Source organism: Pseudodesulfovibrio aespoeensis Aspo-2 (assembly GCF_000176915.2).
Classification (GTDB): Bacteria; Desulfobacterota; Desulfovibrionia; order Desulfovibrionales; family Desulfovibrionaceae; genus Pseudodesulfovibrio; species Pseudodesulfovibrio aespoeensis.
Genome location: NC_014844.1, coordinates 1,129,327 through 1,155,946 on the forward strand (window position 1 = coordinate 1,129,327; position 26,620 = coordinate 1,155,946).

Consider the following 26,620-nt stretch of genomic DNA (forward strand, 5'->3'; position numbering starts at 1 on the left):
GACTCGGTGCGCTTTGGTGCGCAAGGCTGTGGCCTGATCAGGCACCTTGGGCGCGTACATGGGTACAAGGCCCAGTTATTGATTCTGCACTATATCTTGGCATGCCCAGCGGGTTGCCGCAATGATAATTCTCGAAACAGCAGCCCCTTGGCCGGGCAGGAATCCCAGTCGCGGCAGTTTGTTGGGCGGAAGTCTGGGGCGATCCCGCTCCCGGCCCCACCGGCCTGGCCGGGCTTGCCACCGGGTGGGGGTTCCCGTAATGCATGATGAAGCGCAAGGAGGAGGCCGGGCATGGGCGACTTTGATTACGACCACTTGGGCGTGTGCTACTGGAACGGCACCATGAAGCCTCTGGTTGTCGGAATAATCGGCACCGGACCGGGGCTCAGGGCCCTGTTGGACATCATCTACGACGAGGCCTTCAGGGAGTTCCTGCCCGATATCCACCTCGCCGCAGTCAGCGACATCCCCAAAGAGACCGACACTTCGCGCTTCACCGACATCAACGTGCCGGTGTACGACTCCTTCGAACGCATGCTCGACCGCCATCCGGACATCAACCTGATCGTCGAGATGACCGGCAGGCCCGGCATGCTCGCCCGGCTTCGGCAGCGCACCCATGAGGACATATCCATCCTCGACCACCGGGAGGTCGTCTTCTTCTGCGGGCTGCACGACATGGCCCTGGTCAAGAAACACTACATGGACAGCCTGGCGCAGCAGCGCAGCCTGCTCCAGTCCATCCTCGACGGCATCCGCGAGGACATATTCCTCCTGGACAAGCAGGGGATGGTCGTCGATATCAACCGCATTGTCTGGGAGCGGGCCGGGGTGCCGAGAAAGGAGCTGCTTGGCAGGCCGTGCTGGCATGCGGCCCGTCTCAGGGACGGTTCCCAGTTCTGCAGCCAGTTGGACCCGGTCTGTCCCTTTCACAAGACCCTGGCCAGCGGGCAGAAGGAGGAGACCCTGGTGACCAGGGTCAACAGCGAGGGGTTGCTCCAGTACTATCGGCTCTATGCCTACCCCATCCTGGGGGCTCGCGGAGAGATGACCCACGTCATGGTCATGCACCGGGACATCACCAAGCGCACCCTGCAGGAGAAGCATCAAAACCAGCGCGACAGGCTGGCCATCGTTGGCGAGATGTCCACTTATCTGGCGCACGAGATCCGCAATCCCCTCTTTGCCATCGGCGGATTCGCCAACGCGCTGGTCCGTTCGCCGAGCCTGACCGAATCGGACAGGGAAAAGGCCAAAATCCTGGTGGAGGAAACCAGACGGCTCGATGTCATGCTCACGAGCATGCTCAATTTCGTGCGCGCTTCGGAGCTGAAGATTCACGAGATGGACATCCTGGCCGTGAGCCGGAGCGCAGCGGAGCTGATGACCATCGGGTACGGCAGCCAGGGATACTCGATAGAGGTGCGCGGGTCCGGGCCGCTGCCCGCCGTGCTCGGAGACGAGGACACTCTCAAGCAGTGCATCGCCAACGTCATCAAGAACAGCATCGAGGCCATGCCCGGCGGCGGCGTGGTCCACCTGGACATCGAGTTGGCCGGGGACAGCGTGGCCCTGCATGTGCGCGACAGCGGCACCGGCATGGACAAGAACGGGCTGGAGCGCGCCTTCAACCCGTTTCATTCCACCAAGGAGGGCGGATACGGACTCGGCCTGGCCATGATCAAGAAGAAGATCGAGGAACTGGGGGGCAGGGTGGAGATAGCCAGCCGCTTGGGCGAGGGGACGACCGTGACCCTGTTCCTGCCCGCGGCCCTGGACGTGGGCAGCCCGTTGTGACCGCCATCCGGTCCTGGTTCCTGGTTATTCCTGCCCCATCTTCCTGAGCTTTTCCCGGAGCGTCTTCCGGTTGATTCCCAGTATGTCGGCTGCGTGGGACTTGTTGTTGCCGACCATGGCCAGGACGTTCATGATGTGTTCGTGCTCCACCTCAGCCAGGGGGCGGTCCACCCGGCCCGACATGGACAGGCTGAAGCGCATGGCGTCCGGCAGGTCCGTCACCTCAATGGGGTCGTGGTCCACGATGACGATCAGGCGCTGGATCAGGTTCTCGAGCTCGCGCACGTTGCCGGGCCAGTTGTGGCGGCGCAGTGCCTGGAGGGCATCGTCGCTGAAGGACGGGGCGGGACGCTGCATGGCGGCGGAGAACTTGGCCAGAAAGGCGTTGATGAGGACGAGAAGATCGTCGCCACGCTCGGACAGCGACGGGACGTGGATGTCCACCACGTTGACACGGTAGAAGAGATCCTCGCGAAACGAGCCCTCCTCCACGAGCAGCTTGAGATCCTTGTGTGTGGCGGCCAGGATGCGCGTGTCCACGGTGTTGACCCGGCTCGAGCCCACCTTGCAGAACTCCTTGGACTGGATGATTCGGAGCAGCTTGGCCTGCATGTTGGGGCTGGCGTCGCCGATCTCGTCCAGGAAGATGGACCCGGTGTTGGCGATTTCGAAAAAACCCGCACGACCCTCCTTGGCCCCGGTGAACGCGCCCTTGACGTGGCCGAAGAGTTCGCTCTCGGCCAAGCTGTCGGGGATGGCCGTGCAGTTGACCGGCACAAAGGGCGCGGCTCGGCGGTCGCTGTTGTAGTGGATGGCCCTGGCCACCAGCTCCTTGCCCGTGCCTGAATCCCCGGTGATGAGCACATTGGCGTTGGTGCCAGCGGCCTTGCCTATGCGGCGGAAAACCCGCTGCATTTCAGGGGAATTGCCGATGATGCCGTAGTTGTCCGTCTGAAATGGGGCGGCGCTCAGGGTCCGTCGCCGCTGGAGCCGGTCCACGATCCGCCCGACAGCCGAGAGCAGCTCATCGGTGGTGAACGGCTTGGGCAGGTACTCCCCAGCCCCGTCCTTGATGGCTTCCACCGCGCCGGGAATGGACGGATAGCCGGTGATCATCATGATCTCGGTATCCGGGTAGTTGCCCCTGACATGCTTGATGAGATCAAGCCCGGTGGCCTGGGGCATGCGGTAGTCGGTGATGACCAGATCGATGTTCAGCTCGTCGAGCAGGGGCAGGGCCTCGTCCACGCGCAGGCAGGTGAACACCTCGTATCCGCTTGGTTCGAGGTTGCGCTTGAGCACTTCAAGCGTGCTCGCGCTGTCGTCCACTGCGAGGATGCGTATGGGATTGCTCATGGTCACTGCTCTCCATTGGTTCGGCTGCAGGGAAAGGCTACCTCAAATCGCGTGCCCTTGCCAGGAGTGCTGTCGACCTGGATGAACCCCTCGTGCGCCTTGACGATGCCATGCACCACAGAGAGCCCGAGCCCGGTGCCCTTGTCCACGTCCTTGGTGGTGTAGAAGGGGTTGAATATTTGTTTGAGCTCCTCGGGGGGGATGCCGGGGCCGGTGTCCTCGATGACGATGTAGGCGTCGTCGTTGTAGTTGATGGTCTTGACCGTCAGCACCCCGCCTTTTTCCATGGCCTGGATGGCGTTGGCCACGAGGTTGACCACCACCTGGGTGATGTGCTGGGGGTCGGCCATGACGCGCGGCAGGTTTTCGTCCAGCTCGCAGACGACCTCGATGTTGTTGCGCTTGGCCCCGACCTCGGTGATGCGCAGGGCCTGCCGGATGGTCTGGTTCAGGTCGGTCAGGACGAACTGGGGCGGCATCTGGCGGCTGAAGAACATGACCTTGCGGATGATCTCGCGCGCGTGCAGCGAGGAATCAACGATGTTTTTCAGGTCGTTGACCACCTGATCGGAAAGGCTTTTGGCCTGGAGTGCCAGCTGGGCAAAGCCGAGGATGTTGGCCAGGGGTTCGTTGATCTCGTGGGCCAGCCCAGCGGAAAACTGGCCGATCTTGGCCAGCCGGTCGGCCTGGCGGAGCTGCTGTTCCAGGGATTGTCTGGCCTTGCGCTCCTCCCGCTTGGCCACGATCAGCGCGATCTGCTGCGCCACGGTTGCCAGCAGGTCGGTCTCGTCCTCGATAAATTCCGTGCTCCTGGCCCTTCTGGCGTGGTCGTCCTCCATGGAGACGGTCAGCGTGCCCCGCCTGTCCTTGTTGACCATGATCGGCTCGGAGAGGGAGTTGCCGGTGTCGCGGTATCCCGGTGTCTCCAGCCTGAGGTCGTCCACGGTCAGGGCCACATGCGTCTTTTTGGGCTGCTGGAACCCAAGGGGGAGCAGGGTGACGACCCTGCTCAGGATGACATCGAGCTCCTGGTGCATGTCCACCATGAGCAGGCTGATGTGGTACAGGCAGCTCAGCTCCTTGTTGCGCTCAAGCAGGGTGGTGCGCTCATGGAGCAGCCCCTTCTGGCGCACCATGTGGTCTGTCACGTCCTGGCCCACGCACAGGATGCTGATGACCTCGCCGGTCGAATCGGACAGGGACTTGAGGTGCCAGTCGATGTAGACCTTGGCTCCGCTTCTGGTGCGGATGGTGCCTGCCGTGGTGGAAATGGCCTGGTTGCGCAGGGAGTTTGCGACTGCCTTCCTTGCTGCGGCCCGCTTGTCCTCGGCGATGAAGGTCTCGAACCAGTCCCGGCCCGCCAGCTCCTTGATGGAATAGCCGGTCAGCTTTTCCAGTTCGGCATTGCCATGGATAACGCTTCCGTCAAGGTCAAAGGTCACCACGATGCCGTGGCTCAGCTGCATGACCGTGTCGTAGTAGTTCTGAAGGTTCATCGCTCCATTCCTGTTGGTGGGAAAATAGTGTGTATCACACGGCGAGTAAACTCTTTCCATCCAATTTCGTCGTGCCGCCATCGGGCAGGGTATCCCCAAAGGGAGCACGGCCCGGCTTCCTGGGATGCCGGGCCGTGCGATGAGCAGGGTGTCAAGTCCTGTGGCTAATGACTCAGGCGCAGGCCCCATCCCTCGAAGACGAAGAGGATGGCGAACCCATACCAGAGGGTATAGAACACATAGAACGCAAGCGAGAAGATGACCGTGCCGATCCGCTCGCTGATGTGGACGGGCTCGATGGTGAAGTAGTTGTACGCGGTCTCGACCGCGCGCGTCTTCACCGTGGAGACCACCTTGGCAGCGGCGAACTCTTCCTGGTGGGAGAGTTCCTTGTCCAGCAGGCCGAGGGACACCCACCAGTTGTAGGTCGCCCGCTTGGGCAGGAGGCCGTACTTGCCGGTTACCGAGTCGCCGTCGTTGTGGTACATGAAGTCCGCATCGGCGATGCTGGCGTCGAGGATGGTCTTCAGGGAGCCGGTGACTGCCACGTCGTTGCCGTTCACGGTGGCGCTGATGCCTGCCGCAGTCATCTGGGCCGCAGACTGCGCAGCCACGTTCTCGTCCTTGTAGTGCAGGTTGAGGTTGATCTCCTTGTCCGCGACCTTCTCGGCCTCGGTGCTGGCCATGGGGATGTAGTAGACCGATCCCTTGGAGATCGAGTTGTAGAGCGCGTCAAGGTAGGCCATGGAATTCAGGCCGTTGAACATCGGTTGGAACATGTAGAAGAGGACCACGAAGAACAGTACGAGCAGGACCATTCCTCCGGTGAATTCTTTCTTGTTGTGGATCATGTTACCGCGCCTCCTCGCCCTTCAGGGCCTTGATGTTAAGCAGGAACGTTCCGATAACCCAGACCGAGAAACCGCCGATGACGATGAAGAAGGCCCAGATTCCGATCTCGTTGAGTATTGATCCCAAGGCCGGAGAGATTGGGAGTATGTCCATCTCGCCAAGCTTGCCCGGCAGGGCGAAGATGCGGTTGATAAAACCGGAAAGCACGGCCATGGCGTAGAAGCCGCGGATGGTGATGCCGGGGACGACCTTGGTGACCAGGGCGCCGATCTGGATGCCCAGCAGCGAGCCGAGCAGCATGCCCATGGCCAGGGTGTAGAAGATGAAGCCGTAGATGGCGTACTGGCTGATGGACGCGAAACCGGCGGTGAAGACGATCTGGAAGATGTCGGTGCCGACAGTGGTCATGGACGACACGCCGAGCACGTATACGAAGATCGGGAAGGTCAGGAAGCCGCCGCCCACGCCCATGATGCCCGCGGCCAGGCCGACCAGGATGCCGGACAGGACCAGGAAGACCCAGGATATCTGCCTGCCGCCGGGGGTCAGGTCATGGTCAAACGAGACCATGGGGGGGAACTTGACGTTCTGGAGGCTCTTGGCCATGCCGCCGAGCTCCGCGCCTTCGGTCTTGCCGCCGTGGGAGCAACTGCTGTTGCCCGCCTTGCGGCAGCGCAGGAAGTCGATCAGGGAGTAGAAACCCAGGAAGCCGAGCATGAAGGAATACACGGTGGTGATGAAGGCGTCGCTCAAGATCGGGTTGATCTCGTAGAGGACGCGGTTGATGATGCCGCCAGCCGACGCGCCGATGATCGCTCCGATGAGGAAGACGGCCGCCAGCGGGACCGAGACGTTGCCGAGCTTGCGGTGGATGACGCTGCCCATGATCGCCTTGGCGAAGATGTGGAACAGGTCGGTGCCGACCGCCAGGATGCCCTTGATGCCCGCGCTCATGAGCGCCGGGGCGATGATGAAGCCGCCGCCCGCGCCGATGCAGCCGGTGATCAGGCCCGCGCCCATGCCGATGCCGATGGAGACCAGGAAGATGCCCAGGCTGTAGAAGGCCGGGCTGTATGCCTTTTTGCCGCCCAGAATGTCCGGCAGCATCGGTCCGATGTCGTCGGCCAGGGCGATGCCGCCGATGATGATCGGGATGAGCATCAGGCCTAGCACGATCCTGAGCTTTTTGCTGCCCATAATGTGCCGGGCGTTGTCGATTTCCCACCTGGCGAGAGCGCCGGCCCCCGCCATCATGAACTGACCCCATTGGTTGAAGAATCTCATTGTTGTCCTCGCTTCCTCTTGAGTTGATTTTTTGCAGCCTACTCCACTGCCGCCCCCTGGCGGTCATCCTGCCCCAAATTCCGTTTCCTGCGTTGCGCCGCATCCTCGATCTTGTTTATGAGCTCGTCCACGTCAGCCGGTTTCATGACATAGTCATACGCGCCCATTGCCAGGCAGGAGATGACCATGTCCGAATTCGAATGCGCCGTGAGCATCAAGACCTCCACGCATGGATGCAGCCGTTTGATCTCCCCGAGCGTCTTGATCCCGTCCATGCCGGGCATCATGATGTCGAGAAGGGTGACGTCCACCTCTTCATCAGCCAGGACCGCGAGTGCCTCGCGTCCGTTTGTGGCCAGACGCGTCCTGATGCCCCGCTTCATGAGCCGTTTCGACAGGGGGGCGATGAAGTCCGCTTCGTCGTCCACCATGAGCACCGTGATCGTCTTCATGACTGGCTCCCCCCGGATCTGGCGAACCGTAACACCTTGGCCATCAGCACCTCGAAGTCTATCGGCTTGGAAAGGTAGTCCGCCGCTCCGAGCCGCATGCTTGCCTTCACCGCCGACTCGCTGCCATGCCCTGTGAGCATGAGCACCGGCAGTTCAGGGTCAAGCAACCTGAATATCTTCAGGATTTCGACGCCATCCATGCCTTCGAGCTTGAGGTCCAGGATGGCGATGTCGAAGTCCTCCCCGCGCAGCAGGCGAACGGCTTCCTCCCCGCTCGACGCGGTGGTCGCGGCGATGCCCCGTCTGGTCATCCGCTTGGCCAGCACTTCGGTGAAGCCTTTCTCATCGTCCACGATGAGGAGCCTGATGTTCCTCGGGGTGTCGCTCATGTCGTTCCCATTCGCGGGTTGCGTGTTGGTGGTCAGGCCTGGCGCTTGTATATCGCCGTGGCCCTGGCCTCGGCAGCCTCCATCTCGTGCGTGCGCTTGAGTTCCACCGCTTCCTTGATCTTTTCGGTAAGCACGTCAAAGCTGCACGGCTTCATCAGGTAGTCGTAGGCGCCAAGCTGGATGCCCTCGATGGCCGAGGGGACGGTGGCATGCCCGGTGAGCATGATCACCTCGACCAGCGGGAACGCCTGCTTCACTTCCTGGAGCACGGTCAGCCCGTCCTTGCCCGGCATTTTCACGTCCAGAACCATGACCTCGATGCCCGGATTCTTTTCAAGTTGCTGGATCGCCTCGTCGCCGTTGAACGCCGTGAAAACGGTCATGTTCCTCTTGGTCAGACGCTTTTCCATGGTTTCGACAAAACCGGATTCATCGTCCACAATGAGGATGGTCGCATCAATCATGGGTTTCCTCCCTGGGTTGTTTGGGATGGCTGCAAGGGCAGCCGGATGTTGAAGCGGGTGCCGTGTCCCACGGCGCTCTCGACCTCTATGGTTCCGCCCATCTGGTGGATGATGCCGAAACAGATGGACAGTCCGAGGCCGCTGCCCTTGCCCACCGGCTTGGTGGTGAAGAACGGATCGAATATTCTGCTCAGATAGGCTTCGGGGATGCCCGGCCCGGTGTCGGCCACCGAGATGAGCACCTCGTTTTCGGTCTGGTGGCACGATATGGCCAGGGTGCCGCCATCCTGTTCCATGGCCTGGATGGAGTTGTTGATGAGATTGAGAAAGACCTGCTGCAACTCGGTCGGGGACGCCTCAATGGGCGGCATGTCGGCGTCGATGTCCAGCGAGAAGTCGATCTGGGCGTAGCGCGCCTGCTGCATGGAGAGGCTGACGACCTCCTCGATGAGCTCTGGCAGGACGACGGTGGTCACGCGGGAGTCGGTCTGCCGGGCGAAACTGAGCAGCTTGTGGGTGATGTCCTTGCAGCGCACGCCCTGGGTGCGGACCTGGGCCAGGGCCCTCTGGATCTCCTGACGGCACGACATCTCGGTTCCCTCGTCCTCCAGCAGGTCGCCTATCCACCCGGCCTCCTCCATCATGATGGCCACCGGGTTGTTGATCTCGTGGGCGATCCCCGCGGCCAGCTCGCCGATGGAGGCCAGCTTGCCCGCCTCGATCATCTGCTTGCTCATCATCTCGGTCTTCTGGTCGATGAGCCTGAAGCGGGCCACCAGCTTGCGCGACATGAACAGGGCCATGACCACGATGCCCAGGCCGCCGAGCAGGAAGACGACGATGGCGATCCGCTCGCTGCGGATAAGATCGGAGAAGGCGTCGGAGAGAGTCTGCTGGTAGACGAGCCTCCAGTCTGCCCCCTTGAGGCTGGCGGAGACCACGATGTATTCTTCGCCGTCGCTCCCCTGCGACTTCTGGATCAGCACCCCGCGCTGCTCGGCAGGATGCGAGAGCGTCTCCGAGGAGACCATGGTCAGATCCTGCTTGCCGATGGCCGGGGGTCTTGTCTGGAAGGTGCCGTCGCGGTTCAGGATGTAGGCATATCCAGTGTCGCCGATGCGGATGTTCTCCACCAGGTTGCTGAAGGCGAGAAAGTCTATGGTGGCCCTGAGCGTCCACTGGACTCCGGACGCTTCGTTGTTGACGGCGATGATGAAGTGGGGGGAGCGCCGAAGCCCCAGGAAGACATCGCTGATGGCCGCAGGCGTGTTGCGGGAGTTCCTGTACCACTCGGCGTGGGAGTAGTCGGCCCCCAGAAGGTCGAACGGCCCGGCATAGGCCACCTGCCTGCCGTTGCTGTCGATGACGCCGAGGTCCACAAAGATGCGGCCATACTGCTGCTGCATGTCCTTGAGGGTCAGTTCGAGGAATTCGGGTGTGATCAGCTGTTCGTAGGTGAACGCCTTGTTCAGATACTGGACCTCGTACTGCTTCTCGGTCAGGAAGGTGTCGATGGATTCCTTGTGCTTGTCCACCACCACGCTCAGGTGGGCGTAGACCTTCTCCGTGTATATGGATGCGAACTGGTCGAAGATGAGCCCGCCGACCAGGATGAGCGGCGCAAAGGAAACCGCAATGACCATCAGGGTCAGGTTGCGGGATAGCTTGCCGTAGGGCTGCGTCTCGATGGGCATGTCGTCGCTCTCTTTCCTACTAGGAATTGGATCATCTTTGGCCCGGATCAGTGCTCTGCTGTCGCTTGAGCAATCGACGTGCCAATGCGGATGGCCGGGATATTCTGCTCTTTTTTCCATGTGTTTTTCAACACCTTTAAAACATTGATCTTTTCCGATTGCGTGATGGGTTGAACTCCACATCTGGGCCGGCGCTGGCGGTTGGTCGTGCCCCTTTCGGGCGGCATTTGGTGCTTTGATGGGGTGTTTCGCCCCAGTGGGGCGAAACACCCCACTGGGGCAAAAGCGGCGAAACGCCCCGCTTGGCAGCGCAAAGCCCTTTGTCTCTGGTATCAGGTGATACAAATCGCCCCACCCGGAGCCGGCGCTGGTGCGCGCCGTGGTACCCGCGGGCGCGTTCAGGCGGGTCTGCGGCCTGGATTCATTGAATCAACCACATGCAATTCCGAAATATTTGTATTAATTTCGCGGATGGGGTAGTTTTCTGCATGGGCTGCGTTCCCACTGGCATTTTGGCATGGTCATTGTAGGATGGGCGCATGCGCCTGGAGGCTTGCCGTGAGTGATATCATACGCGTTCTGCTTGTCGATGACGAAGACGGCTTCATTGCGGCCCTGTCCAAGCGGCTGGACCGCCGGGGCATGTCCGTGTCCACCGCCTCGGGCGGCGAGGAGGCCATGGCCCTGCTGGAAACCGAGTCCTATGATGTCATGGTCCTGGACGTGAAGATGCCCAGGATGGACGGAATGCAGGTGCTCTCCATGGTCAAGAGCCGCCACCCGGCGCTGGAGGTCATCCTGCTCACCGGGCATGCGGACATGAATTGCGCCCTGGAGGCCCTGTCTGCCGGGGCGTTCGATTTTCTGATCAAGCCCGTGGGCATAGAACTGCTGGCATGCCGGATCATGGCGGCGGCAAAGGGCAAGTCCCTGCGGGGCGGATGCGCTGTCGGCGACGGCGGCGTGGACGGCTGAGTGATTGCGCGGGGATCGGGTGCCGCGGGTCGGGGTCTGAGACATGGGGTCGCGTCAGACCCGCTGCAAGGGGGCCATGATGGTTGAGGGGATCAGGCGGATTTTCAGAAAGCTGGAGCTGTTCTTTGCCGATGGCGAATCGCCCGGCCCCGAGGAGTTGCGCGAGTCGTTCCAGGTGCGCTACCACACCTTCAAGCAGCTGATCAACGCCAACACCCAGGCCCTTGAGGCCATGGCCGAGATCGAGGAGGCCATGCAGGGGCGGATTTCGTTCGGCTTTGGGTTTGTCCGCGCCCGGACCGCGCGCGTGACCGCGTTGGTCTATTCCATCATTCGCAATCTCGAAGCCCTGGCTCCGGGCCGGTATGCCGCGCTCTTCGACAGTTTCGAGATCATCCGGGGCAATATCCAGGCCGCTATGCCCCCGGTGGAAAAGCATGTCGAGGGGCGGCGGGTCGTGTCCCTGGCCGAGATCGACCGCAACGATTCAGGCGAGTGCGGCACCAAGATGGCCCATCTCGGAGAGCTGAAGAACCGCATGGGATTGCGCGTGCCAGACGGGTTCGTGGTCACAGCCGATGCCTGCCGCCAGTTCATGGAATCGGGCGGACTCAGAGAGGAGATCGACCGGATCATCCAGTCTGCGGCGGCCACGGAGCCAGCCCAGATGCAGATGCTCGCCGCCTCGGTGGCGCAGTTGGTCATGGATGCGGAAATGCCGCCCGAGATCGGCTCGGCCATCACCCGCGAGTATGAGGCCCTGGCAACGCGGCTCGGCCACAGGCCCAATGTGGCGGTCCGCTCGTCGGCTCTGGGCGAGGACGAGTCCGGCTCGTCCTACGCGGGCCAGTACCGGTCCCTGCTCAACATCCACTCCGACAACCTGCTCTCCTCCTACAAGGAGGTCGTGGCCGCCCTCTACGGGGTCCAGGCCATGGGCTACCGGCTCAAGCGGGGGCTTGACACGCCGTCCATGTGCGTGGGTTTCATCGAGATGGTGGGAGCCCAGGCGGGCGGGGTCGTCTATACCCGCGACCCCATGTCGGAACACGCCGAGGCTGTGCTCATCAGCTCCACCTGGGGCCGCCCCAAGTCTGTCGTGGACGGGGCCGGGCTGGCCGACAGCTTCGTGGTGGACCGGCGGACGCTGGCCCTGCGCGAGCGCAACATCGCCGTCAAGAGCACCTGCCTGCGCTCCAGCGCCCAGGAGGGTGTGTCGTCGGACTGCGTGCCGCCGGACAAGGTCTCGGCCCAGTCCCTGACCGACGGACAGGTGGAGGAGCTGGCCCGCACCTGCCTGCGCATCGAGAGGCAGTTCGGCTATCCTCAGGACATTGAATTCGCCATCGACGGGCAGGGAGAGGTCGTCTACCTCCAGGCCCGTGCGGTCATGCTCACGGCAGAGCCGGTCCTCCGCCCGTTGCCCGACTCGGCGGCGGTGCTCATGGCTGGCGGGGTCAGGGTCAGCGGGGGGATTGCCGCGGGCAAGGTCCACCATGTGCTCAAGAGCGCCAGCGCCCTGGTCTTTGAGCCGGGCGGCGTGCTCGTGGCCCGGCAGCCGAGCCCGGATCTGGCCGTGCTGCTCCCCAGCGCCTCGGCCCTGATCACCGAGCTTGGCGGCGTGGCCGGGCATCTGGCCACGGTGGCCCGCGAATTCCAGGTGCCCGCCCTGTTCGGGCTTCAGGACGCACTGGACCAGATCCCGGACGGCGCGATGGTCACGGTTGACGCCGACGGGCGGCGCGTACTCAAGGGAGTGGTGGAGTCGCTGCTCGAACCCGATGTCGGGCAGGCCAACCTCATGGAGGGGAGCCCGGTCTTCCAAACCCTGGCGGCCATCGCCGAGCATGTTACCCCGCTGCACCTGCTGGACCCCGAAGGGCTGCGCTTCCGCCCCGAAAACTGCACCACCCTGCACGACATCACCCGGTTCTGCCATGAGAAGGCCGTGGCCGAGATGTTTTCCTTTGGCCGGTCCCACAAGTTCAGCCGGTACGAGGCCAAGCAGCTCCATGTGGACGGCAGCCCCAAGCAGTTCTGGGTGGTCAATCTCCAGGACGGGTTTGTTGCCGAGCCGGAAGACAAGTGGGTGGAGCTCGGAAACATCGCCTCAATCCCCATGCTCGCCATGTGGAAGGGGATGAACGCCTTTTCCTGGGACGGCCCGCCAGCCGTGGACGGGCGGGGATTCCTCTCGGTCATGTTCGAGGCGTCCATGAACCCCAAGCTGAACGTCACCGGAGGCGGGTCACTGGCCTTCAAGAATTATTTCATGATTTCCAGAGAGTTCTGCTCGCTCCAGTCCCGTTTTGGGTTCCACTTCTGCAATGTGGAGGCGTTGGTCGGCGAGTACGCGGTGGAGAACTACGTGGGATTCCGCTTTTTCGGCGGGGCTGCCGATCCGGGCCGGCGTCGGCTGCGGGTGCTCCTGGTGGCCGAGGTCCTCGAAGGGTTCGGATTCCGGACCATGGTCAGGGAGGACAGCCTCGCGGCCAGGGTGGAGGGCAGGGACAAGGATTTCATGATTTCGCGGCTCGCCGTCCTCGGCCACATGATCATGCACACCCGCCAGCTCGACATGATCATGCGCGACTTGGGCCAGGCCAGGGCGTACAAGGCCAAGCTGTGCAGCCAGCTCTCCGAGCTCCTGAACAACGGCGAGTACGCCTGCCGAACGTGATCCGCTTTGGGTTCCACTTTCCGGCGGGCAGGCCCCGCGCCCCTTCAATTTCGCACGGGATTCCTGTATAGGGACGGTCGGCATCGGCGGCCAGCCGGGCCGCAATGGTCTGGGGCCGTCGCTTTTCGACAGCGGCCCGGAGCGCGCGAGGAGTATCCGTGATCGAAAGTCTTGTCCTGATGGCCACGGCAGCCACCGCCATCGTGCTGGAGGCCGCCCCCTTTCTGCTGCTCGGATCGCTCATAGGGTCTCTCATCGAGGTGCTCGTGCCGGAGCGCACCTTATTGCGCGTGATCCCGCGCAGCGGGGTCGGGCAGGTGGCCACCGGAATTTTTGCCGGGATGCTCCTGCCCACCTGCGAGTGCGGCATCGTCCCGGTGGTCCGGCGGCTGCTGCTCAAGAACGTGCCGCCGCGCGTCGCCATCCCCTACATGATGGCTGCCCCGGTGGTGAACCCCGTGGTTCTCGGCTCCACCCTCTTCGCCTTTCAGGGCGACCTGACCGTGGTCGGGCTGCGGGTGCTGCTGGTGATCATTCCGGCGGCGGCCCTGGGGTTTGCCCTGGGCAATGCGGGTCCGCGCTCGGTCCTGCGCCAGCGCCCCATAGACCTCAAGCGGTTCGGCGAGGCCGAGGCGGAACTGGTCGCCAGCCATGACGCCCATGAGTGGGGGGGGGGCTGCGGCTGCGATCACGGCGCGCAGGGCGCGGGCGGAAAAGCCCGGGCGGTCTTGTTCCACACCGCTGCCGAGTTCATATCCATGGGCAGGTTCCTGGTCTTCGGCGCGGTGGTGGCCGCCGGATTCAAGGCTTTCCTGCCGCCCTCGGTGCTCGGCCTGTTTGCCGACAACCCCCTGCTGGCCGTGGGCGGCCTGATGCTCCTGGCCATCGCCCTGTCCATCTGCTCCGAGGCGGACGCCTTTGTGGCCGCGTCTTTCGCCTCGTTCCCGGTATCGGCCAAGGTGGCCTTCATGGCCATCGGCCCCATGGTCGATCTCAAGCTTATTCCGCTGTTCCTGACCGTGTTCAACCGGCGCGTGGCCCTGGCCCTGATCGTGGTGCCCGTGGTCACGGTTTATGTCATGGCCGCGGTGCTGGCCGTGGGAGGGGGGTAGACATGGTCTGGCTGTTCCGTTTCACCGAGGCCTGCCTGCTTGCGGCCATGGGCGCGTTCATGGTCGCCCTGGCCCTGTCGTCCGGGTACTGGCAGTATCTCAACCCCAAGTATTCCTGGCTGACCCTGGCCGCCGGGGCCTGCGTGATCGCGCTCGGTTTTGGCGCACTCTTCGACCTGCACCGGCGGCGCAAGGCGACCGAGTTGGGGGCCGTGATCGTGTTTCTCTTCCTGGCCGGGGCCAGCCAGACACTGCCCGACCTGCTCTTCGAACCTGTTGCGGCCATCCCGCAGCGGGGCGGTCTGACATTTTCGGACGAGTATGCGGACGGCTTTGATGTGGAGCCGACCGTGTCCTTTGGCGGTCAGGAGTATGTCAGGATCAACGCCGCGGAACTGATCGCGGGCGAGTCCGGGGGCTGGACGCAGGAGGGCGGGCGGTACGCGGTCCAGGGGAGCCTGGCCAGGACGCCGGAGTTGGACAGGGCCGGACTGGTGGCCGTGACCCGGCTCTTCATTTCCTGCTGCTTTGCCGATGCGGCGGGCGTGGTCGCCCTGGTCCGGGTGGATGATCCCGCGTCGCTTACGCCCGGCACCTGGGTCAGCGTCATGGGGCGGCTTGTCCCGGCCCCGCCCCTGCCCGAGACCGAGATAGCCATCTATGGCGCGCTGACGGCCATCCGCAGCGACCGTTTCATCCTGGACGCCGAAAACGTCGAAACCCCGGCATTCACCGGGGTTCCCTACCTGTTCGAGATCAATTCACAACAGCCTTTCGCCTATTGAAGAGTGGTCAGCCGCTCTTGGCCGCTTTGCCGCTGCACACCGAGCAGACGCCATCCAGCCGCAGATCGACGCTGCTGATGCGCATGGGCAGGGCATTGCCCAACGCCTTCTGGTCAAAGTGCAGGGTGTCGTTGTCCACGCACTGCACCTCGCCGCACTGCGTACAGTGGAAATGGCTGTGGCCGTTGGGCCAGCGCCCGCCTCGGGCGCAGTAGCGCACGGCTCGTTCCGTGGAGTTGATCCGGTTGACTGCGCCGTTTTCGGCCAGCAGGTCGAGTATCCGGTAGACCGTGACCCGGTTGAGCCGATGCTCGGCCAGGACACGCTCATAGACTTCACGGGCGGTGAGCGGGTGATGGCTCCCGGCCACGGTCGAGAGCACCAGGATGCGGTTGAGGGTCGGCTCAAGGCCGGTCTGGGCCAGAAAGGAACGCGCTGCGGCGTGGGCGTCCGGGGTGTGCATTGCTCATGTTCTCCTGAGACAGTGTCGGGGTCGGGACAGTGTAGAGGAACTCCGCGCGATTATCCAGTCCCTGGCAAGGCTGTCGGCGTTTGCCGCGCATTGTCGGTGGTTGGCGGCGGCGCGGGAGGCGCGTTCCTCCCGCGTCGCCGTTGTCTTGTGCTAGCGCGCGGCCTGGCTGATGGCCTGTGCGGCGTGGAGCATGGTGGCGGCCCAGTCCTCGGCCAGGGGGTCGAGTTCGGCGGTTTTTGCCCCGATCTCGGCGGCGATGACCGCCGCGCTTTTTTCCGAGAACTGGGGCTGGACAAAGATCACCCTGATGCCCAGGTCGCGGCCCTGTTTGATGATCTGCGAAAGACCCTTGGGGCTTGGCTCCTTGCCCTGGGATTCGATGGGGATCTGGGTCAGGCCGTATTGGTGGGCGAAATAGCCCCAGGAGGGATGAAAGACCATGAACGAGCGGCGGTTTTCGGGCAGGGTGTCGAGTCGGGTGCGGATTTCAGCGTCCACCCGGTCGATTTCGAGCAGCAGGGCGTCCGCATTGGCCCGGTAGACGGCCTCGTTGGCCGGGTCCATCTTGATCAGTCCTGCGCAGGTGTTCCGGGCCAGCACGCGCGCGCCGTCCGGTGAAAGCCAGACATGGGGATCAAGGGTGCCATGGTCATGGTCATGGTCGTGATGAGCGGCGGCCTGGTCGTGTTCGTGGTCTTTTTGGGCCGCGCCAGCCGTGTCGTGCGCGTGGTCTTCATGGCCGCCGTCCTCGTCGTGACCACCGTCCTCGGCGTGGTGGGCATGGGCGGCCATGGGGATCTTTTCGATGCCCCGGTCCGTGGCCACTATGCGCATGGTCGGGTTGGCGCTGTTGATGCGCGGCAGCCAGACCTCCTCGAAGTTCACGCCGATGGAAAAGTACGCCTTGGCCCCGGCCAGCGCGGTCATCTGCCGCGGGGTCGGCTCGTAGGTGTGCGGGCTGGCTCCGGGCATGACCAGCACCGAGACCTCGGCCAGATCGCCCGCGATCTTCTCGACAAAATATTTCTGGGGCAGGATGCTGACAAAGACCGGGCTGCCCGCCAGGGCGTTGCCCGCGCCAAGGACGACGCCCAGGCAGAGGGCCAGCGTGGCCAGCAGGGCGTGTGTTTTTCCTGATTTCAGAGGCATGGTTCCCTCGGTGCGAACCCAGAACAGGCCGGGTCGCTGTTTGCAAAGTTTCGGATGCACGGCAAGAGCAATTCAAGTGCAAAATGAAACACAGTTGCATTTGGTTGTCAACCGTCCGGGCGCGAATGGGGGAGGCGAAGGGGACCGGGTCGAACCGGGCCTTGGCAGGTCGAGCCAAGGCCCGGTTCATCAGGAATTCACGCGCGGGGCGAGGGAGGAGTGTCGCGGCAGGTCGGTCCCGGTCAGTCCGACCAGCCCGGCCAGGGCCGCGCCGAGTGCGCCCGCCATGTCCGGCTGGTCCGGGATGAGGATGTCGGTGCCGATTTCCGCCTTGAGCTCGCGGGCGAGCAGGGTGAGCACGCAGGGGTTGTTGGCCACGCCGCCGGTAAAGACCAGGGGCAGGGCAAAGCCCACCCGGCCAAGCATGTTCACCGTGCGTTTGACGATGGCCTTGTGCAGCCCCAGGGCGATGCTCTCCGGCGGCGTGCCGCGCGCCATGAGCGAGGTGGCCTCGGTCTCGGCAAAGACCGTGCACATGGAGCTGATCTCCGGCGGGTCCGAGCCCTTGAGGGCATAGGCTCCGAACATTTCCACCGGAATCTGGAAGACCCCGGCTGTGTACTCCAGGAACTTGCCGGTCCCGGCGGCGCACCGGTCGTTCATCTCGAACTTGACGACCCTGCCCGGCTGGCCCTCGTGGCCGGGAGCCAGGGCGATGGCCTTGGTGTCCTGGCCCCCGATGTCGAGGACCGAGCGCGCCTGGGCAAAGAGGTGGGTCGCGCCCATGGCGTGGGCCTTGATCTCGGTGATGGACGAGAGCGGGCATCCCAGGCCCAGGCACTGGATGAGGTTGCGGCCATAGCCGGTCCCGACCAAGGAAGCGGGGCGCAACCCCTCCAGCAGCCCGGCGCACTGGGAAACGGGATCAAACGTGGTGGGAGCGCGCAGGGCACGGACCACCTCGCCGTTCTGGACGGCCACCAGCTCGATGGAGCGGGAGCCGATATCGAGGCCGACGATCACGCCAGGGTCTCCACGAACGCCTCGATGCGCGTCTTGAGCTGCTCCACGTCCTCCATGGAATAGTCTGTCTCTATGGAGAGCATGGGGATGCCTGCCCCGGCCAGGGCCTTGTCCACCTTGAGAGCCTCGTGTGAGTATGGCTGGCAGAAGAGCAGGCTGTAGTGGATGACGCCGTCCGCCTTGACCATTTTGGCCAGGCTTGTGACGTTGTCCAGCCGCTCGGTGTTGGGCGTGAAGCAGGCACAGTCGATCTTCATGTACCGGTCCGCGATGGCGTCGATCATGGCCTCCAGGGTGGTGCCGGATTCGTCCGTCAGATCGCGGCTGTTGCGGGTGCCGATGCAGGACTCCTCGCCCACGATGACCGCGCCCGCGCTCTCGACCACATAGGGGAGCTTCCAGTTGGGCACGGCCATGGGACAGCCGGAGAGCATCAGCCTTGGCGTGTTGGCCGGGGCCACGCCCTGGCCCGCCGCGATGCGGGCCTCAAGCTCGTCGCACAATTCATTGATCTTGGCCGTGAAGCGGACCGGCTCGTCGTAGAAGCTGATCTGGTTGATGAGCAGGGCATCGCGGCCCGAAATGGGCGCGGGCGAGGCGGCGCGCAGCTTGGTCAGCCGTTGCAGGGCGCGCCGCTTGGCATTGGCTGTCCTGATGCCCTGGGCGAGTTTTTCTGCGGTGATGGTCCGGCCCGTGACCTTCTCCAACTCGGCCATGTAGCGCACGATCTCGGACCGCCACAGGGCGCGGGCCGCCGGGGTCTTGGTCTGCGGCACTTCCATGACATAGGTGGGGGCGATCTCGTTGAAGGCCTCGTAGGCCTTCTTCTTGCCGTCGCAGGTGGTCTCGCCCACGATCAGGTCGCACGATTCGGTGAAGGGACACAGCCGGGCCATCTTGAAGCCGATGAAGGACTTGATCAGGGCGCAGGTGTTGCGCGGCACCAGCTGCTCGGCCAGGTTCGTGCCCGCCTCGGCCCCGGCGCACAGGCCGACGTGGACGGCGTCGGCGGCCAGCGTCATCTCCTCGGGTACGAAGACACAGAACGATCCCACCACCTTGCGCCCCTCGGCCTTGGCGTCCTGCAACTCCTTGATGCGCAGGCCGTGGACTTCGGAGAGCACGAAGTCGAGATATTCCGCGCCCCGCAGCCGGTTCTCCTGCGAGAGGTAGATGTCGCCGTAGAATTTGCCCAGCACCCCCAACAGCGCGTCGTGCGCGGGCAGGTCGAGGTTCAGTTTTTCCCACATCTGCGTGTGCGTCGAATCGGACATGCGGCCTCCTGGCTGATCGTAGATCGAAATGTTTCAGGGTGTTCACCCATTTTGATAGATAATATCTATTTGGTGATGCGATATGTCTCTATAGCATCAGAGGCGGCGGGCGGGGAAGCAATTCTGATTGGCCCAAGGTTCGGCACCGGACGAGAGGGGGACGTTTGAGGGCAGGGGGCGAGCGACGGGCGCGAAGTGTCGCGCCCGTCGGTTTCTGGAGGGAGGCGTGTTCAGGGGATCAGATGGAGCAGCGCAGTTGACCGAAGGGGTTGGCGAGCCGCGGTAGCCAGGGCGCGCTGAAGAAGGCGTGTCCGGCCCGTGGAATCCGCGTGGCCGGGGTGTCGGGATCAACGCGCACGGTCACGGCTTCCGGGGTGAACTCGACGACCATGGGCACCATCTCTCGCTCGGTGTCGCCGCACAGGCTCTCCCGTTCCTTGGGCGTAAAGAGGGCGGTGCGCCCGTCAGGGGCGGCCACGGTCAGCCGTGTCAGGATGGTGGCGATCCTGGCCACTGAGCCGTCGCGGTGAAAGACCAGGGAATTGGTGTCGCCATTGACTCCCACCGCGTCGGGATCAAAGGCCGCGATCTCTCCGGCAGGGGTCTCCACCGGGGTGAACCTGGCCGGTTCGACAGAGCGGATTGTGCCGTTGGGCAGGAAGGCCACGCCCATACGCGTCTCGATCACGCCCGCCGGGGTGGGGATGGAGACCGTGTGGCCGGGCCAGAGAGTCAGACTGCGCATGGCCCCGGAGGGATGGAAGCCGACGCCGATGACCATGGCCGTCAGCACGCCCACCGGGGTGAGCAGGGTCAGGGGCGCGGCCAGTCCGGCCTCGTCGTCCTGGCCCCAGTAGCCCGAGAGCTTGCCATTGAGCGGAAAGACCCGGCTCAGGGAGCCGTCCGGATGAAAGGTGAGCATCTCCGCCGGGATGTCGCCCGCCGGGGTGGAGACGATGGTCTGCGTCTCCAGCGGCAGGGATTTCAACCGGCCCGATTCGTGGAAGACCACGGGCTGGACTTCCTTTTTGCGCAAATCGTCGGTGGTGTGCTGCGGGATCAGTTTCCCCAGCGGGGTTTCAAGGGCGCAGGCGACTCCCGGACGGCAGGAGAGCAGTGCGCCGCTGGCGTAGAGTTCCTGTCTGCCGGTCGCCTCAATGACGCCGTATGCGGTGGTGATGGGCTGCATGGTCGCTCCTTGATTGAAGTGGGGGGGGTCATGATTGGCGGTTCTTTTCAGAGTCGCGGCATCCTTCGGTCAGCCGGGCGAATTCCGTCCTGGTCAAGGGCCGCCTGAGTTCCCAGGCCCGCTGGCGGACGGTGTTTACAAGATTCGGGATGGCTGTGTCCGGGCAGTGCAGGTTGAAATCGGCCAGGGCGTTGACCACGGCCCCGCGTCCGCTCTTGCCGCCCACGGCGATGCGCCGACCTGCGCCGATGCGAGCCGGATCGTAGGGCTCGAAGAGGTCCGGCGACTTGCTCAGGGCGTGGGCATGCAGCCCGGACTCGCAGGCAAAGATGTCATCGCCCGCAATGGATTTGGTCCTGGGGATCGGCACTCCGGCTGCCTTTGACACGAAGCGGCACAGGGCGCGCAGGCCGTCGGTTCGATAGGGGCGGCAGGGGCTGTTGTTTCCGTTGAGGCAAAGATGGGCGGCCAGCTCCTCGGTGGCCGCTATGCCTGACCGCTCGCCGATGCCAAGCACGCTGGCGTCGGCATAGTCCGCGCCCGCGTCCAGGGCCGTGACCGCGTTGGCCGTGGCCATGCCGAAGTCGTCGTGGCAGTGCACGGCCAGATCAATGTCCAGGGCGGGCCGGAACAGGTCGATGAGCGCCTGCATCCGCACCGGGGTCAGGATGCCCAGCGAGTCCGAGAGGCGCACCCGCGAGGCTCCGGCCTCGGCAGCGGTCAGGGCGGCGGTCAGGGCGAAACCCAGGTCGCTGCGCGAAACATCCTCCAGGCCGACGGACACGGCGCTGACGTCCATGAGCCGGGCAGCCAGCACGGTGGAGGTGATCCGCTCCAGCACTGCCTGCCGGTCCATGCCCAGCCGTTTCTCCATGTGCGCGTCAGACACCGGCACCCCGATGTTGACGCAGTCCACCGGCAGTCCGGCGGCGGCGCGCACGTCCGCCTCGCGGCAGGGCGACCAGACGCTCAGGCGCGTTGCGCCCGCCCGCTTGCGCATGGTTCGGACCAGGGTTTCGAGTCCCTCCTGCCCCACCCAGCCCAGTTCAATCTCCTCCACGCCGAGGTCGAGCAGACCGGCGATGATGGCTTCCCGCGTGTCCAGGGTGAAATAGGCTCCGAAGAGCTGGGCACCTTCCCTGAGTGTCGTGTCGATGAGCATGATCGTGTCCCCTGGTTCCAGGCTGTCTCTTGGTTACAGGCTTTCCCTGCACCACCTGAGCATGAAGGGTGCCAAACAATCGGATTCTTGCAACATCCAGGAATAAAAGCGTTTTCATTGAATTTCCTCCTGCGGCGGTTCGCCTACGTTTTTGTAGGAAGCAACACTCTTGGTAGGTCAGCCGTGTCGCAACCTACATTTGTGTGGGGTGCCTGTCAGCGATAGATAAGTAATAAAGTCAAGTTATTTCAATATATTATGATTCAATACTTCATGTGGCACGGGCCTTGCCTAGGGAGGGCATCAACGCGAACAAACCCCTTTGGAGGAAAATCATGAGGAAAGTAGCGATTTACGGGAAGGGCGGCATCGGAAAGTCCACCACCACGCAGAACACTGTGGCCGGTCTGGCCGAGATGGGCCGCAAGATCATGGTCGTGGGCTGCGACCCCAAGGCGGACTCAACCCGCCTGCTGCTGGGCGGTCTGGCGCAGAAGTCTGTGCTCGACACCCTGCGCGAGGAAGGCGAGGACGTGGAGCTGGACGACATCCGCAAGCCCGGTTTCGGCGGCACCTGGTGCGTCGAGTCCGGCGGACCCGAGCCGGGTGTCGGCTGTGCGGGCCGCGGCATCATCACCTCCATCAACATGCTCGAATCCCTGGGCGCCTACGAGGAGTCCGAGGGCTTGGATTACGCCTTCTACGACGTGCTTGGCGACGTGGTCTGCGGCGGCTTCGCCATGCCCATCCGCGACGGCAAGGCCGAGGAGATCTACATCGTCTGTTCCGGCGAGATGATGGCCATGTATGCGGCCAACAACATCTGCAAGGGCATCATGAAGTACGCCGAATCCGGCGGGGTGCGTCTGGGCGGCCTTATCTGCAACTCCCGAAACACCGACCGCGAGGCCGACCTGATCACCGAGCTGGCCAACAAGCTGGGCACCCAGATGATCTACTTCGTCCCCCGCGACAACGACGTGCAGCGCGCCGAGATCAACCGCAAGACCGTCATCGAGTGGGACGGAACCGTGCCCCAGGCCGATCAGTATCGCGGGCTGGCCAAGGCCATTGACGGGAACACGATGTTCACGGTGCCCACCCCCCTTGAGATCGAAGATCTGGAACAGCTGCTTCTCGACTACGGCATCATGGAAGCCTAGTTAATCAAAATCAATTAAAATCAAAATGATAGGAGATATGTAAAATGATGATCATGGTCAGAGCCATTGTGCGCCCCGAAAAATCCGACGACGTGTTGGCAGCCCTGATGGACAACGGGTTTCCGGCTGTCACCAAATACTCCGTGGCCGGGCGCGGCAAGCAGCGCGGCATCAAGATAGGCGAAGTCACCTACGACGAGATCCCCAAGACCATGCTCATGAGCGTGGTCAAGGAGGCGGACAAGGACTTCGTCATCTCCACCATCATGGAAGCGGCGCGCTCCGGCGTGAAGGGCGCGTTCGGCGACGGCAAGATATTCGTCTCCCCGGTGGAGGATGTCTACACCATCAGTTCCGGCGTGCATGACACAGCCGCTGCCGAGGAGGCGTAGCATGAAGGAAGTGATCGCAGTGGTGCGCATGGACATGATGAACCGGACCAAGGCCGCGCTGACCGCTGCCGGGGTCGATGCCTTCTTCGCCCACGAGGCGCAGGGACGGGGCAAGGGGTTTGTCAATTCCGGCGTGCTTCAGGGCGCAGAGAGCGGCTACGAGGAAGCCGCCGCCGTGCTCGGGGAAAAGGGCAAGCTCTATCCCAAGCGCATGGTCACGGTGGTGGTCAAGGACGACATGGTCGAGGACGTGATCGAGGCCATCGCCAAGGTCAACCGCACCGGCAAGCCCGGCGACGGCAAGATATTCGTCCTGCCCATCAGCGACGCAGTCCGTGTGCGCACCGGTGAAAAGGGCGCGAAGTCCATAGCCTAAGCCCTGCAAGGAGAATGTGAAATGGCAAAGACCAAGAAGGCGGTACAGTTCAACCCCGCCGACATCAAGGAAGAGCTTCTCAAGAAGTATCCTCCCAAGGTGGCGAGAAAGCGCGCCACGCAGATAATGATCAACGAGGCCCAGGAAAGCGAGACACCGTCCGAGATCGTGGCCAACGTCCGCACCATTCCCGGCATCATCACCATGCGCGGCTGCACCTACGCGGGCTGCAAGGGCGTCATCATGGGCCCCACCCGCGACATCCTGAACATCACTCACGGCCCCATCGGCTGCGGCTTTTACTCCTGGCTCACACGGCGCAACCAGACCGACGCGGGCGAGACCGGCGAAAACTACATGCCCTACTGCTTCTCCACCGACATGCAGGACCAGGACATCATCTTCGGCGGAGAGAAGAAGCTGGCGGCGGCCATTGAGGAGGCCTACGACCTGTTCCACCCCAAGGGCATCTGTGTCTTCGCCACCTGCCCGGTGGGGCTCATCGGCGACGACATCCACGCCGTGGCCAGGAAGATGAAGGCGAAATTCGGCGACTGCAACGTCTTTGCCTTCTCCTGCGAAGGGTACAAGGGCGTGTCCCAGTCCGCCGGTCACCACATCGCCAACAACCAGGTCTTCACCCATCTCGTGGGCGAGAACCAGACCCCGCCCGCAGGCGAGTACAAGATCAACCTCCTTGGCGAGTACAACATCGGCGGCGACGGCTTCGAGATCGACCGCGTGCTCAAGAAGTGCGGCATCACCAACATCGCCACCTTCTCGGGCAATTCGTCCTACGAGCAGTTTGCCTCGGCCCAGCATGCCGACCTGAGCGCGGTCATGTGCCACCGCTCCATCAACTATGTGGCTGACATGCTGGAGACCAAATACGGCATCCCGTGGATCAAGGTGAACTTCATCGGGGCCGGGGCCACGGCCAAGTCCCTGCGCAAGATCGGGCAGTACTTCGGCGACAAGGCCCTTGTCGATCGCATCGAGGCCGTCATTGCCGAGGAGCTGCCCGTTGTCGAGGCAGTGGCCGCGGACGTCAAGACCCGCACCACCGGCAAGACCGCCATGCTCTTTGTGGGCGGTTCCCGTGCCCATCACTACAACGAACTGTTCCAGGAAATGGGCATGAAGACCCTGTCCGCCGGGTACGAGTTTGGTCACCGCGACGACTACGAGGGCCGCGAGGTTATTCCGAGCCTGACCGTGGACGCCGACTCGCGCAACATCGAGGAGATCGAGGTCGAGGCCGACGAAAAGCTCTACCGGGCGCGCAAGACCCCGGAAGAGATCAAGGCCCTGGAGGACGCCGGGTACAAGTTCAAGCATTACGACGGCCTGAACAGGGACATGGACAAGGGTTCCATCATCATCGACGACCTCAACCAGTACGAGGCCGAAAAGTTGGTGGAGCTCCTCAAGCCGGACATCTTCTGTGCGGGCATCAAGGAGAAGTTCTCCATCCAGAAGCTGGGCGTGCCCATGAAGCAGCTCCACAGCTACGACTCCGGCGGCCCCTATGCGGGGTTCAAGGGCGCGGTCAATTTCTACAAGGAAATCGACAGGCTCGTGAGCAGCAAGGTCTGGAGCTACATGAAGGCGCCCTGGCAGCAGAACCCCGAACTGACGGCCACGTTCGTCTGGGAATAGGAGACAAGAGACATGCTACTCAGACACACACCAACGGAAGTCGCTGACCGCAAGGCCCTGACCATCAATCCGGCCAAGACCTGTCAGCCCATCGGAGCCATGTACGCCGCGCTCGGCATACACGGGTGCCTGCCGCACAGCCACGGCTCGCAGGGATGCTGCGCCTACCACCGCTCGGCCCTGACCCGGCACTACAAGGAGCCGGTCTCGGCAGCCACCAGCTCGTTCACCGAGGGCGCGTCGGTGTTCGGCGGCCAGGCCAACCTGCTTCAGGCCATCAACAACATCTTCACGGTCTATGAGCCGGAAGTCATCGCCGTGCACACCACCTGCCTCTCCGAGACCATCGGCGACGATCTCAACCAGATATTCGACAAGGCCCGCAGGGAGGGCAAGGTGCCCGAAGGGTGTACCCTGGTGGGTGCGCCCACGCCCAGCTACGTCGGCTCCCATGTGACCGGCTTCTCCAACATGGTCAAGGCCATGGCCCAGCTGGCCGAGCCTTCGGGCAAAAAGAGCGGCAAGGTCAACATCATTCCCGGCTGGGTCGAGCCCTCGGACATGGCCGAGATCAAGCGGCTGGCCGCCCTGGTCGGTGTGCCCGTGACCGTGTTCCCCGACACCTCCGGCGTGCTCGATGCCCCGCTCACTGGCGAGTACAAGATGTTCCCGGACGGCGGCGTGACCATCAAGGAACTCAAGGCCAGCGGCGATGCCACGGCCACCCTGGCCATGGGCGAGTGGTGCTCGGCAGATGCGGCGCGCTGGCTTGACGCCAAGTGCAAGGTGCCGTGCACCGTGCTCGACATGCCCTTTGGCCTGGCTGCCACCGACCGCTTCATCGATGTGCTGCGCACCGTGGCCGGGGTGACCGTGCCCGACGCCGTGGCAGTGGAGCGCGGTCAGCTCGTGGACCTCATCTCCGACATGCACCAGTACTTCTACGGCAAGCGCGTGGCCCTGTGGGGCGACCCGGACCAGCTCATCTCCATGTGCGAGTTCCTGGTCAGCCTCGACATGCAGCCCGCCTACGTGGTCACCGGCACGCCGGGCAAGAAGTTCGAGGAGCGCATCCGGGATATCTGCGCTGGCAGGCCGTTCGAGGTCAAGGTCAAGGCCAAGGGCGACATGTTCCTGATGCACCAGTGGATCAAGAACGAGCCCGTGGACCTGCTTATCGGCAACTCCTACGGCAAGTACATCGCCCGCGACGAGGACATCCCGCTCTTGCGCTGGGGCTTCCCCATCCTGGACCGCCAGGGGCACCAGTACTTCCCCACGGTCGGCTACAGGGGTGGCCTGCGTCTGCTCGAAAAGATGCTCGACCTGTTCCTCGACCGCAAGGACCGCGACGATCCGGAAACCTCCTTCGAACTCGTCCTCTAACAATACCGTGCGCCCGCGGCGGGGGTCACCTCCCCTCCG

The 26,620-nt window shown here is 63.4% G+C and carries 24 protein-coding genes; 10 read left to right on the top strand and 14 right to left on the bottom strand.

Features of this window, described 5'->3' with window-relative positions:
• The first annotated feature begins 291 nt into the window (after positions 1–291).
• On the top strand, positions 292–1,797 hold the full coding sequence (locus tag DAES_RS05010) for an ATP-binding protein (RefSeq protein WP_013513949.1): 1,506 nt from the start codon (positions 292–294) through the stop codon (positions 1,795–1,797).
• A 24-nt stretch (positions 1,798–1,821) separates the two neighbouring features.
• On the opposite strand, the gene DAES_RS05015 is transcribed toward DAES_RS05010, so the two are convergent.
• From DAES_RS05015 to DAES_RS05050, 8 genes are all read right to left on the bottom strand, one after another.
• Entirely contained in the window at positions 1,822–3,153 is a 1,332-nt protein-coding gene (locus tag DAES_RS05015; RefSeq protein ID WP_013513950.1) for a sigma-54-dependent transcriptional regulator, read from the bottom strand.
• A 2-nt stretch (positions 3,154–3,155) separates the two neighbouring features.
• Positions 3,156–4,649 (bottom strand): PAS domain-containing sensor histidine kinase, encoded by a 1,494-nt coding sequence (locus DAES_RS05020; protein ID WP_013513951.1) that lies wholly within the window; start codon positions 4,647–4,649, stop codon positions 3,156–3,158.
• A 164-nt stretch (positions 4,650–4,813) separates the two neighbouring features.
• Positions 4,814–5,500: a hypothetical protein gene (locus tag DAES_RS05025; protein WP_013513952.1), complete on the bottom strand. Its 687-nt coding sequence runs from the start codon at positions 5,498–5,500 to the stop codon at positions 4,814–4,816.
• Between the two features lies 1 nt (position 5,501).
• Positions 5,502–6,785: a sulfite exporter TauE/SafE family protein gene (locus tag DAES_RS05030; protein ID WP_013513953.1), complete on the bottom strand. Its 1,284-nt coding sequence runs from the start codon at positions 6,783–6,785 to the stop codon at positions 5,502–5,504.
• A 38-nt stretch (positions 6,786–6,823) separates the two neighbouring features.
• Positions 6,824–7,237 carry a response regulator gene (locus DAES_RS05035; protein WP_013513954.1) on the bottom strand — a complete coding sequence of 138 codons (414 nt, stop codon included), beginning with the start codon at positions 7,235–7,237 and terminating at the stop codon, positions 6,824–6,826.
• Complete coding sequence (locus DAES_RS05040; protein ID WP_013513955.1) at positions 7,234–7,626, bottom strand: response regulator; 393 nt, start codon at positions 7,624–7,626, stop codon at positions 7,234–7,236. Before DAES_RS05040 ends, DAES_RS05035 begins: the two co-directional genes overlap by 4 nt.
• 32 nt (positions 7,627–7,658) lie before the next feature.
• Positions 7,659–8,090, bottom strand: coding sequence for a response regulator (locus DAES_RS05045; RefSeq protein WP_013513956.1), 432 nt, complete (start codon positions 8,088–8,090; stop codon positions 7,659–7,661).
• Positions 8,087–9,784 carry a sensor histidine kinase gene (locus DAES_RS05050; protein ID WP_013513957.1) on the bottom strand — a complete coding sequence of 566 codons (1,698 nt, stop codon included), beginning with the start codon at positions 9,782–9,784 and terminating at the stop codon, positions 8,087–8,089. Before DAES_RS05050 ends, DAES_RS05045 begins: the two co-directional genes overlap by 4 nt.
• Positions 9,785–10,342: 558 nt before the next feature.
• Between DAES_RS05050 and DAES_RS05055 the strand changes: the two genes are divergently transcribed.
• From DAES_RS05055 to DAES_RS05070, 4 genes are all read left to right on the top strand, one after another.
• Positions 10,343–10,759, top strand: coding sequence for a response regulator (locus DAES_RS05055; protein WP_013513958.1), 417 nt, complete (start codon positions 10,343–10,345; stop codon positions 10,757–10,759).
• A gap of 43 nt (positions 10,760–10,802) precedes the next feature.
• On the top strand, positions 10,803–13,439 hold the full coding sequence (locus DAES_RS05060; RefSeq protein ID WP_083808636.1) for a PEP/pyruvate-binding domain-containing protein: 2,637 nt from the start codon (positions 10,803–10,805) through the stop codon (positions 13,437–13,439).
• A gap of 158 nt (positions 13,440–13,597) precedes the next feature.
• Positions 13,598–14,551 carry a permease gene (locus tag DAES_RS05065; RefSeq protein ID WP_013513960.1) on the top strand — a complete coding sequence of 318 codons (954 nt, stop codon included), beginning with the start codon at positions 13,598–13,600 and terminating at the stop codon, positions 14,549–14,551.
• A 2-nt stretch (positions 14,552–14,553) separates the two neighbouring features.
• Positions 14,554–15,336, top strand: a complete 783-nt coding sequence (locus DAES_RS05070) for a TIGR03943 family putative permease subunit (protein WP_013513961.1) — start codon at positions 14,554–14,556, stop codon at positions 15,334–15,336.
• 7 nt (positions 15,337–15,343) lie between these two features.
• Here the strand turns inward: DAES_RS05070 and DAES_RS05075 are convergent, their stop codons facing one another.
• The 6 genes from DAES_RS05075 to DAES_RS05100 form a co-directional block, all read right to left on the bottom strand.
• A complete protein-coding gene (locus DAES_RS05075; protein ID WP_013513962.1) occupies positions 15,344–15,799 on the bottom strand; it encodes a Fur family transcriptional regulator in 456 nt (151 codons plus the stop codon).
• Between the two features lie 159 nt (positions 15,800–15,958).
• Positions 15,959–16,957 carry a metal ABC transporter solute-binding protein, Zn/Mn family gene (locus DAES_RS05080; RefSeq protein WP_013513963.1) on the bottom strand — a complete coding sequence of 333 codons (999 nt, stop codon included), beginning with the start codon at positions 16,955–16,957 and terminating at the stop codon, positions 15,959–15,961.
• Positions 16,958–17,146: 189 nt separating this feature from the next.
• Positions 17,147–17,980: an acyl-CoA dehydratase activase gene (locus DAES_RS05085; RefSeq protein WP_013513964.1), complete on the bottom strand. Its 834-nt coding sequence runs from the start codon at positions 17,978–17,980 to the stop codon at positions 17,147–17,149.
• Positions 17,977–19,254, bottom strand: a complete 1,278-nt coding sequence (locus tag DAES_RS05090; RefSeq protein WP_013513965.1) for a double-cubane-cluster-containing anaerobic reductase — start codon at positions 19,252–19,254, stop codon at positions 17,977–17,979. Before DAES_RS05090 ends, DAES_RS05085 begins: the two co-directional genes overlap by 4 nt.
• 238 nt (positions 19,255–19,492) lie before the next feature.
• Positions 19,493–20,443, bottom strand: a complete 951-nt coding sequence (locus DAES_RS05095; protein WP_013513966.1) for a hypothetical protein — start codon at positions 20,441–20,443, stop codon at positions 19,493–19,495.
• A gap of 28 nt (positions 20,444–20,471) precedes the next feature.
• Complete coding sequence (locus DAES_RS05100) at positions 20,472–21,605, bottom strand: LeuA family protein (RefSeq protein WP_013513967.1); 1,134 nt, start codon at positions 21,603–21,605, stop codon at positions 20,472–20,474.
• Positions 21,606–21,940: 335 nt separating this feature from the next.
• Between DAES_RS05100 and nifH the strand changes: the two genes are divergently transcribed.
• Genes nifH through nifK form a run of 5 tightly spaced genes read left to right on the top strand, consistent with a single transcriptional unit; the run spans position 21,941 to position 26,581 of the window.
• Complete coding sequence (nifH, locus tag DAES_RS05105) at positions 21,941–22,768, top strand: nitrogenase iron protein (protein ID WP_013513968.1); 828 nt, start codon at positions 21,941–21,943, stop codon at positions 22,766–22,768.
• Between the two features lie 44 nt (positions 22,769–22,812).
• Positions 22,813–23,160, top strand: coding sequence for a P-II family nitrogen regulator (locus tag DAES_RS05110; protein ID WP_013513969.1), 348 nt, complete (start codon positions 22,813–22,815; stop codon positions 23,158–23,160).
• A gap of 1 nt (position 23,161) precedes the next feature.
• Entirely contained in the window at positions 23,162–23,536 is a 375-nt protein-coding gene (locus tag DAES_RS05115; RefSeq protein ID WP_013513970.1) for a P-II family nitrogen regulator, read from the top strand.
• 21 nt (positions 23,537–23,557) lie between these two features.
• Complete coding sequence (locus tag DAES_RS05120) at positions 23,558–25,195, top strand: nitrogenase component I subunit alpha (RefSeq protein ID WP_013513971.1); 1,638 nt, start codon at positions 23,558–23,560, stop codon at positions 25,193–25,195.
• A gap of 12 nt (positions 25,196–25,207) precedes the next feature.
• Positions 25,208–26,581, top strand: coding sequence for a nitrogenase molybdenum-iron protein subunit beta (nifK, locus tag DAES_RS05125; protein WP_013513972.1), 1,374 nt, complete (start codon positions 25,208–25,210; stop codon positions 26,579–26,581).
• Positions 26,582–26,620 lie beyond the last annotated feature (39 nt).

What these genes read in the sequence shown, in the direction of transcription:
- DAES_RS05010 (WP_013513949.1), top strand. Translation starts at nt 292, where the DNA reads ATGGGCGACTTTGATTACGACCACTTGGGCGTGTGCTACTGGAACGGC.
- DAES_RS05015 (WP_013513950.1), bottom strand. Translation starts at nt 3,153, where the DNA reads ATGAGCAATCCCATACGCATCCTCGCAGTGGACGACAGCGCGAGCACG.
- DAES_RS05020 (WP_013513951.1), bottom strand. Translation starts at nt 4,649, where the DNA reads ATGAACCTTCAGAACTACTACGACACGGTCATGCAGCTGAGCCACGGC.
- DAES_RS05025 (WP_013513952.1), bottom strand. Translation starts at nt 5,500, where the DNA reads ATGATCCACAACAAGAAAGAATTCACCGGAGGAATGGTCCTGCTCGTA.
- DAES_RS05030 (WP_013513953.1), bottom strand. Translation starts at nt 6,785, where the DNA reads ATGAGATTCTTCAACCAATGGGGTCAGTTCATGATGGCGGGGGCCGGC.
- DAES_RS05035 (WP_013513954.1), bottom strand. Translation starts at nt 7,237, where the DNA reads ATGAAGACGATCACGGTGCTCATGGTGGACGACGAAGCGGACTTCATC.
- DAES_RS05040 (WP_013513955.1), bottom strand. Translation starts at nt 7,626, where the DNA reads ATGAGCGACACCCCGAGGAACATCAGGCTCCTCATCGTGGACGATGAG.
- DAES_RS05045 (WP_013513956.1), bottom strand. Translation starts at nt 8,090, where the DNA reads ATGATTGATGCGACCATCCTCATTGTGGACGATGAATCCGGTTTTGTC.
- DAES_RS05050 (WP_013513957.1), bottom strand. Translation starts at nt 9,784, where the DNA reads ATGCCCATCGAGACGCAGCCCTACGGCAAGCTATCCCGCAACCTGACC.
- DAES_RS05060 (WP_083808636.1), top strand. Translation starts at nt 10,803, where the DNA reads ATGGGGTCGCGTCAGACCCGCTGCAAGGGGGCCATGATGGTTGAGGGG.
- DAES_RS05070 (WP_013513961.1), top strand. Translation starts at nt 14,554, where the DNA reads ATGGTCTGGCTGTTCCGTTTCACCGAGGCCTGCCTGCTTGCGGCCATG.
- DAES_RS05075 (WP_013513962.1), bottom strand. Translation starts at nt 15,799, where the DNA reads ATGCACACCCCGGACGCCCACGCCGCAGCGCGTTCCTTTCTGGCCCAG.
- DAES_RS05080 (WP_013513963.1), bottom strand. Translation starts at nt 16,957, where the DNA reads ATGCCTCTGAAATCAGGAAAAACACACGCCCTGCTGGCCACGCTGGCC.
- DAES_RS05090 (WP_013513965.1), bottom strand. Translation starts at nt 19,254, where the DNA reads ATGTCCGATTCGACGCACACGCAGATGTGGGAAAAACTGAACCTCGAC.
- DAES_RS05095 (WP_013513966.1), bottom strand. Translation starts at nt 20,443, where the DNA reads ATGCAGCCCATCACCACCGCATACGGCGTCATTGAGGCGACCGGCAGA.
- DAES_RS05100 (WP_013513967.1), bottom strand. Translation starts at nt 21,605, where the DNA reads ATGCTCATCGACACGACACTCAGGGAAGGTGCCCAGCTCTTCGGAGCC.
- nifH (WP_013513968.1), top strand. Translation starts at nt 21,941, where the DNA reads ATGAGGAAAGTAGCGATTTACGGGAAGGGCGGCATCGGAAAGTCCACC.
- DAES_RS05110 (WP_013513969.1), top strand. Translation starts at nt 22,813, where the DNA reads ATGATGATCATGGTCAGAGCCATTGTGCGCCCCGAAAAATCCGACGAC.
- DAES_RS05115 (WP_013513970.1), top strand. Translation starts at nt 23,162, where the DNA reads ATGAAGGAAGTGATCGCAGTGGTGCGCATGGACATGATGAACCGGACC.
- DAES_RS05120 (WP_013513971.1), top strand. Translation starts at nt 23,558, where the DNA reads ATGGCAAAGACCAAGAAGGCGGTACAGTTCAACCCCGCCGACATCAAG.
- nifK (WP_013513972.1), top strand. Translation starts at nt 25,208, where the DNA reads ATGCTACTCAGACACACACCAACGGAAGTCGCTGACCGCAAGGCCCTG.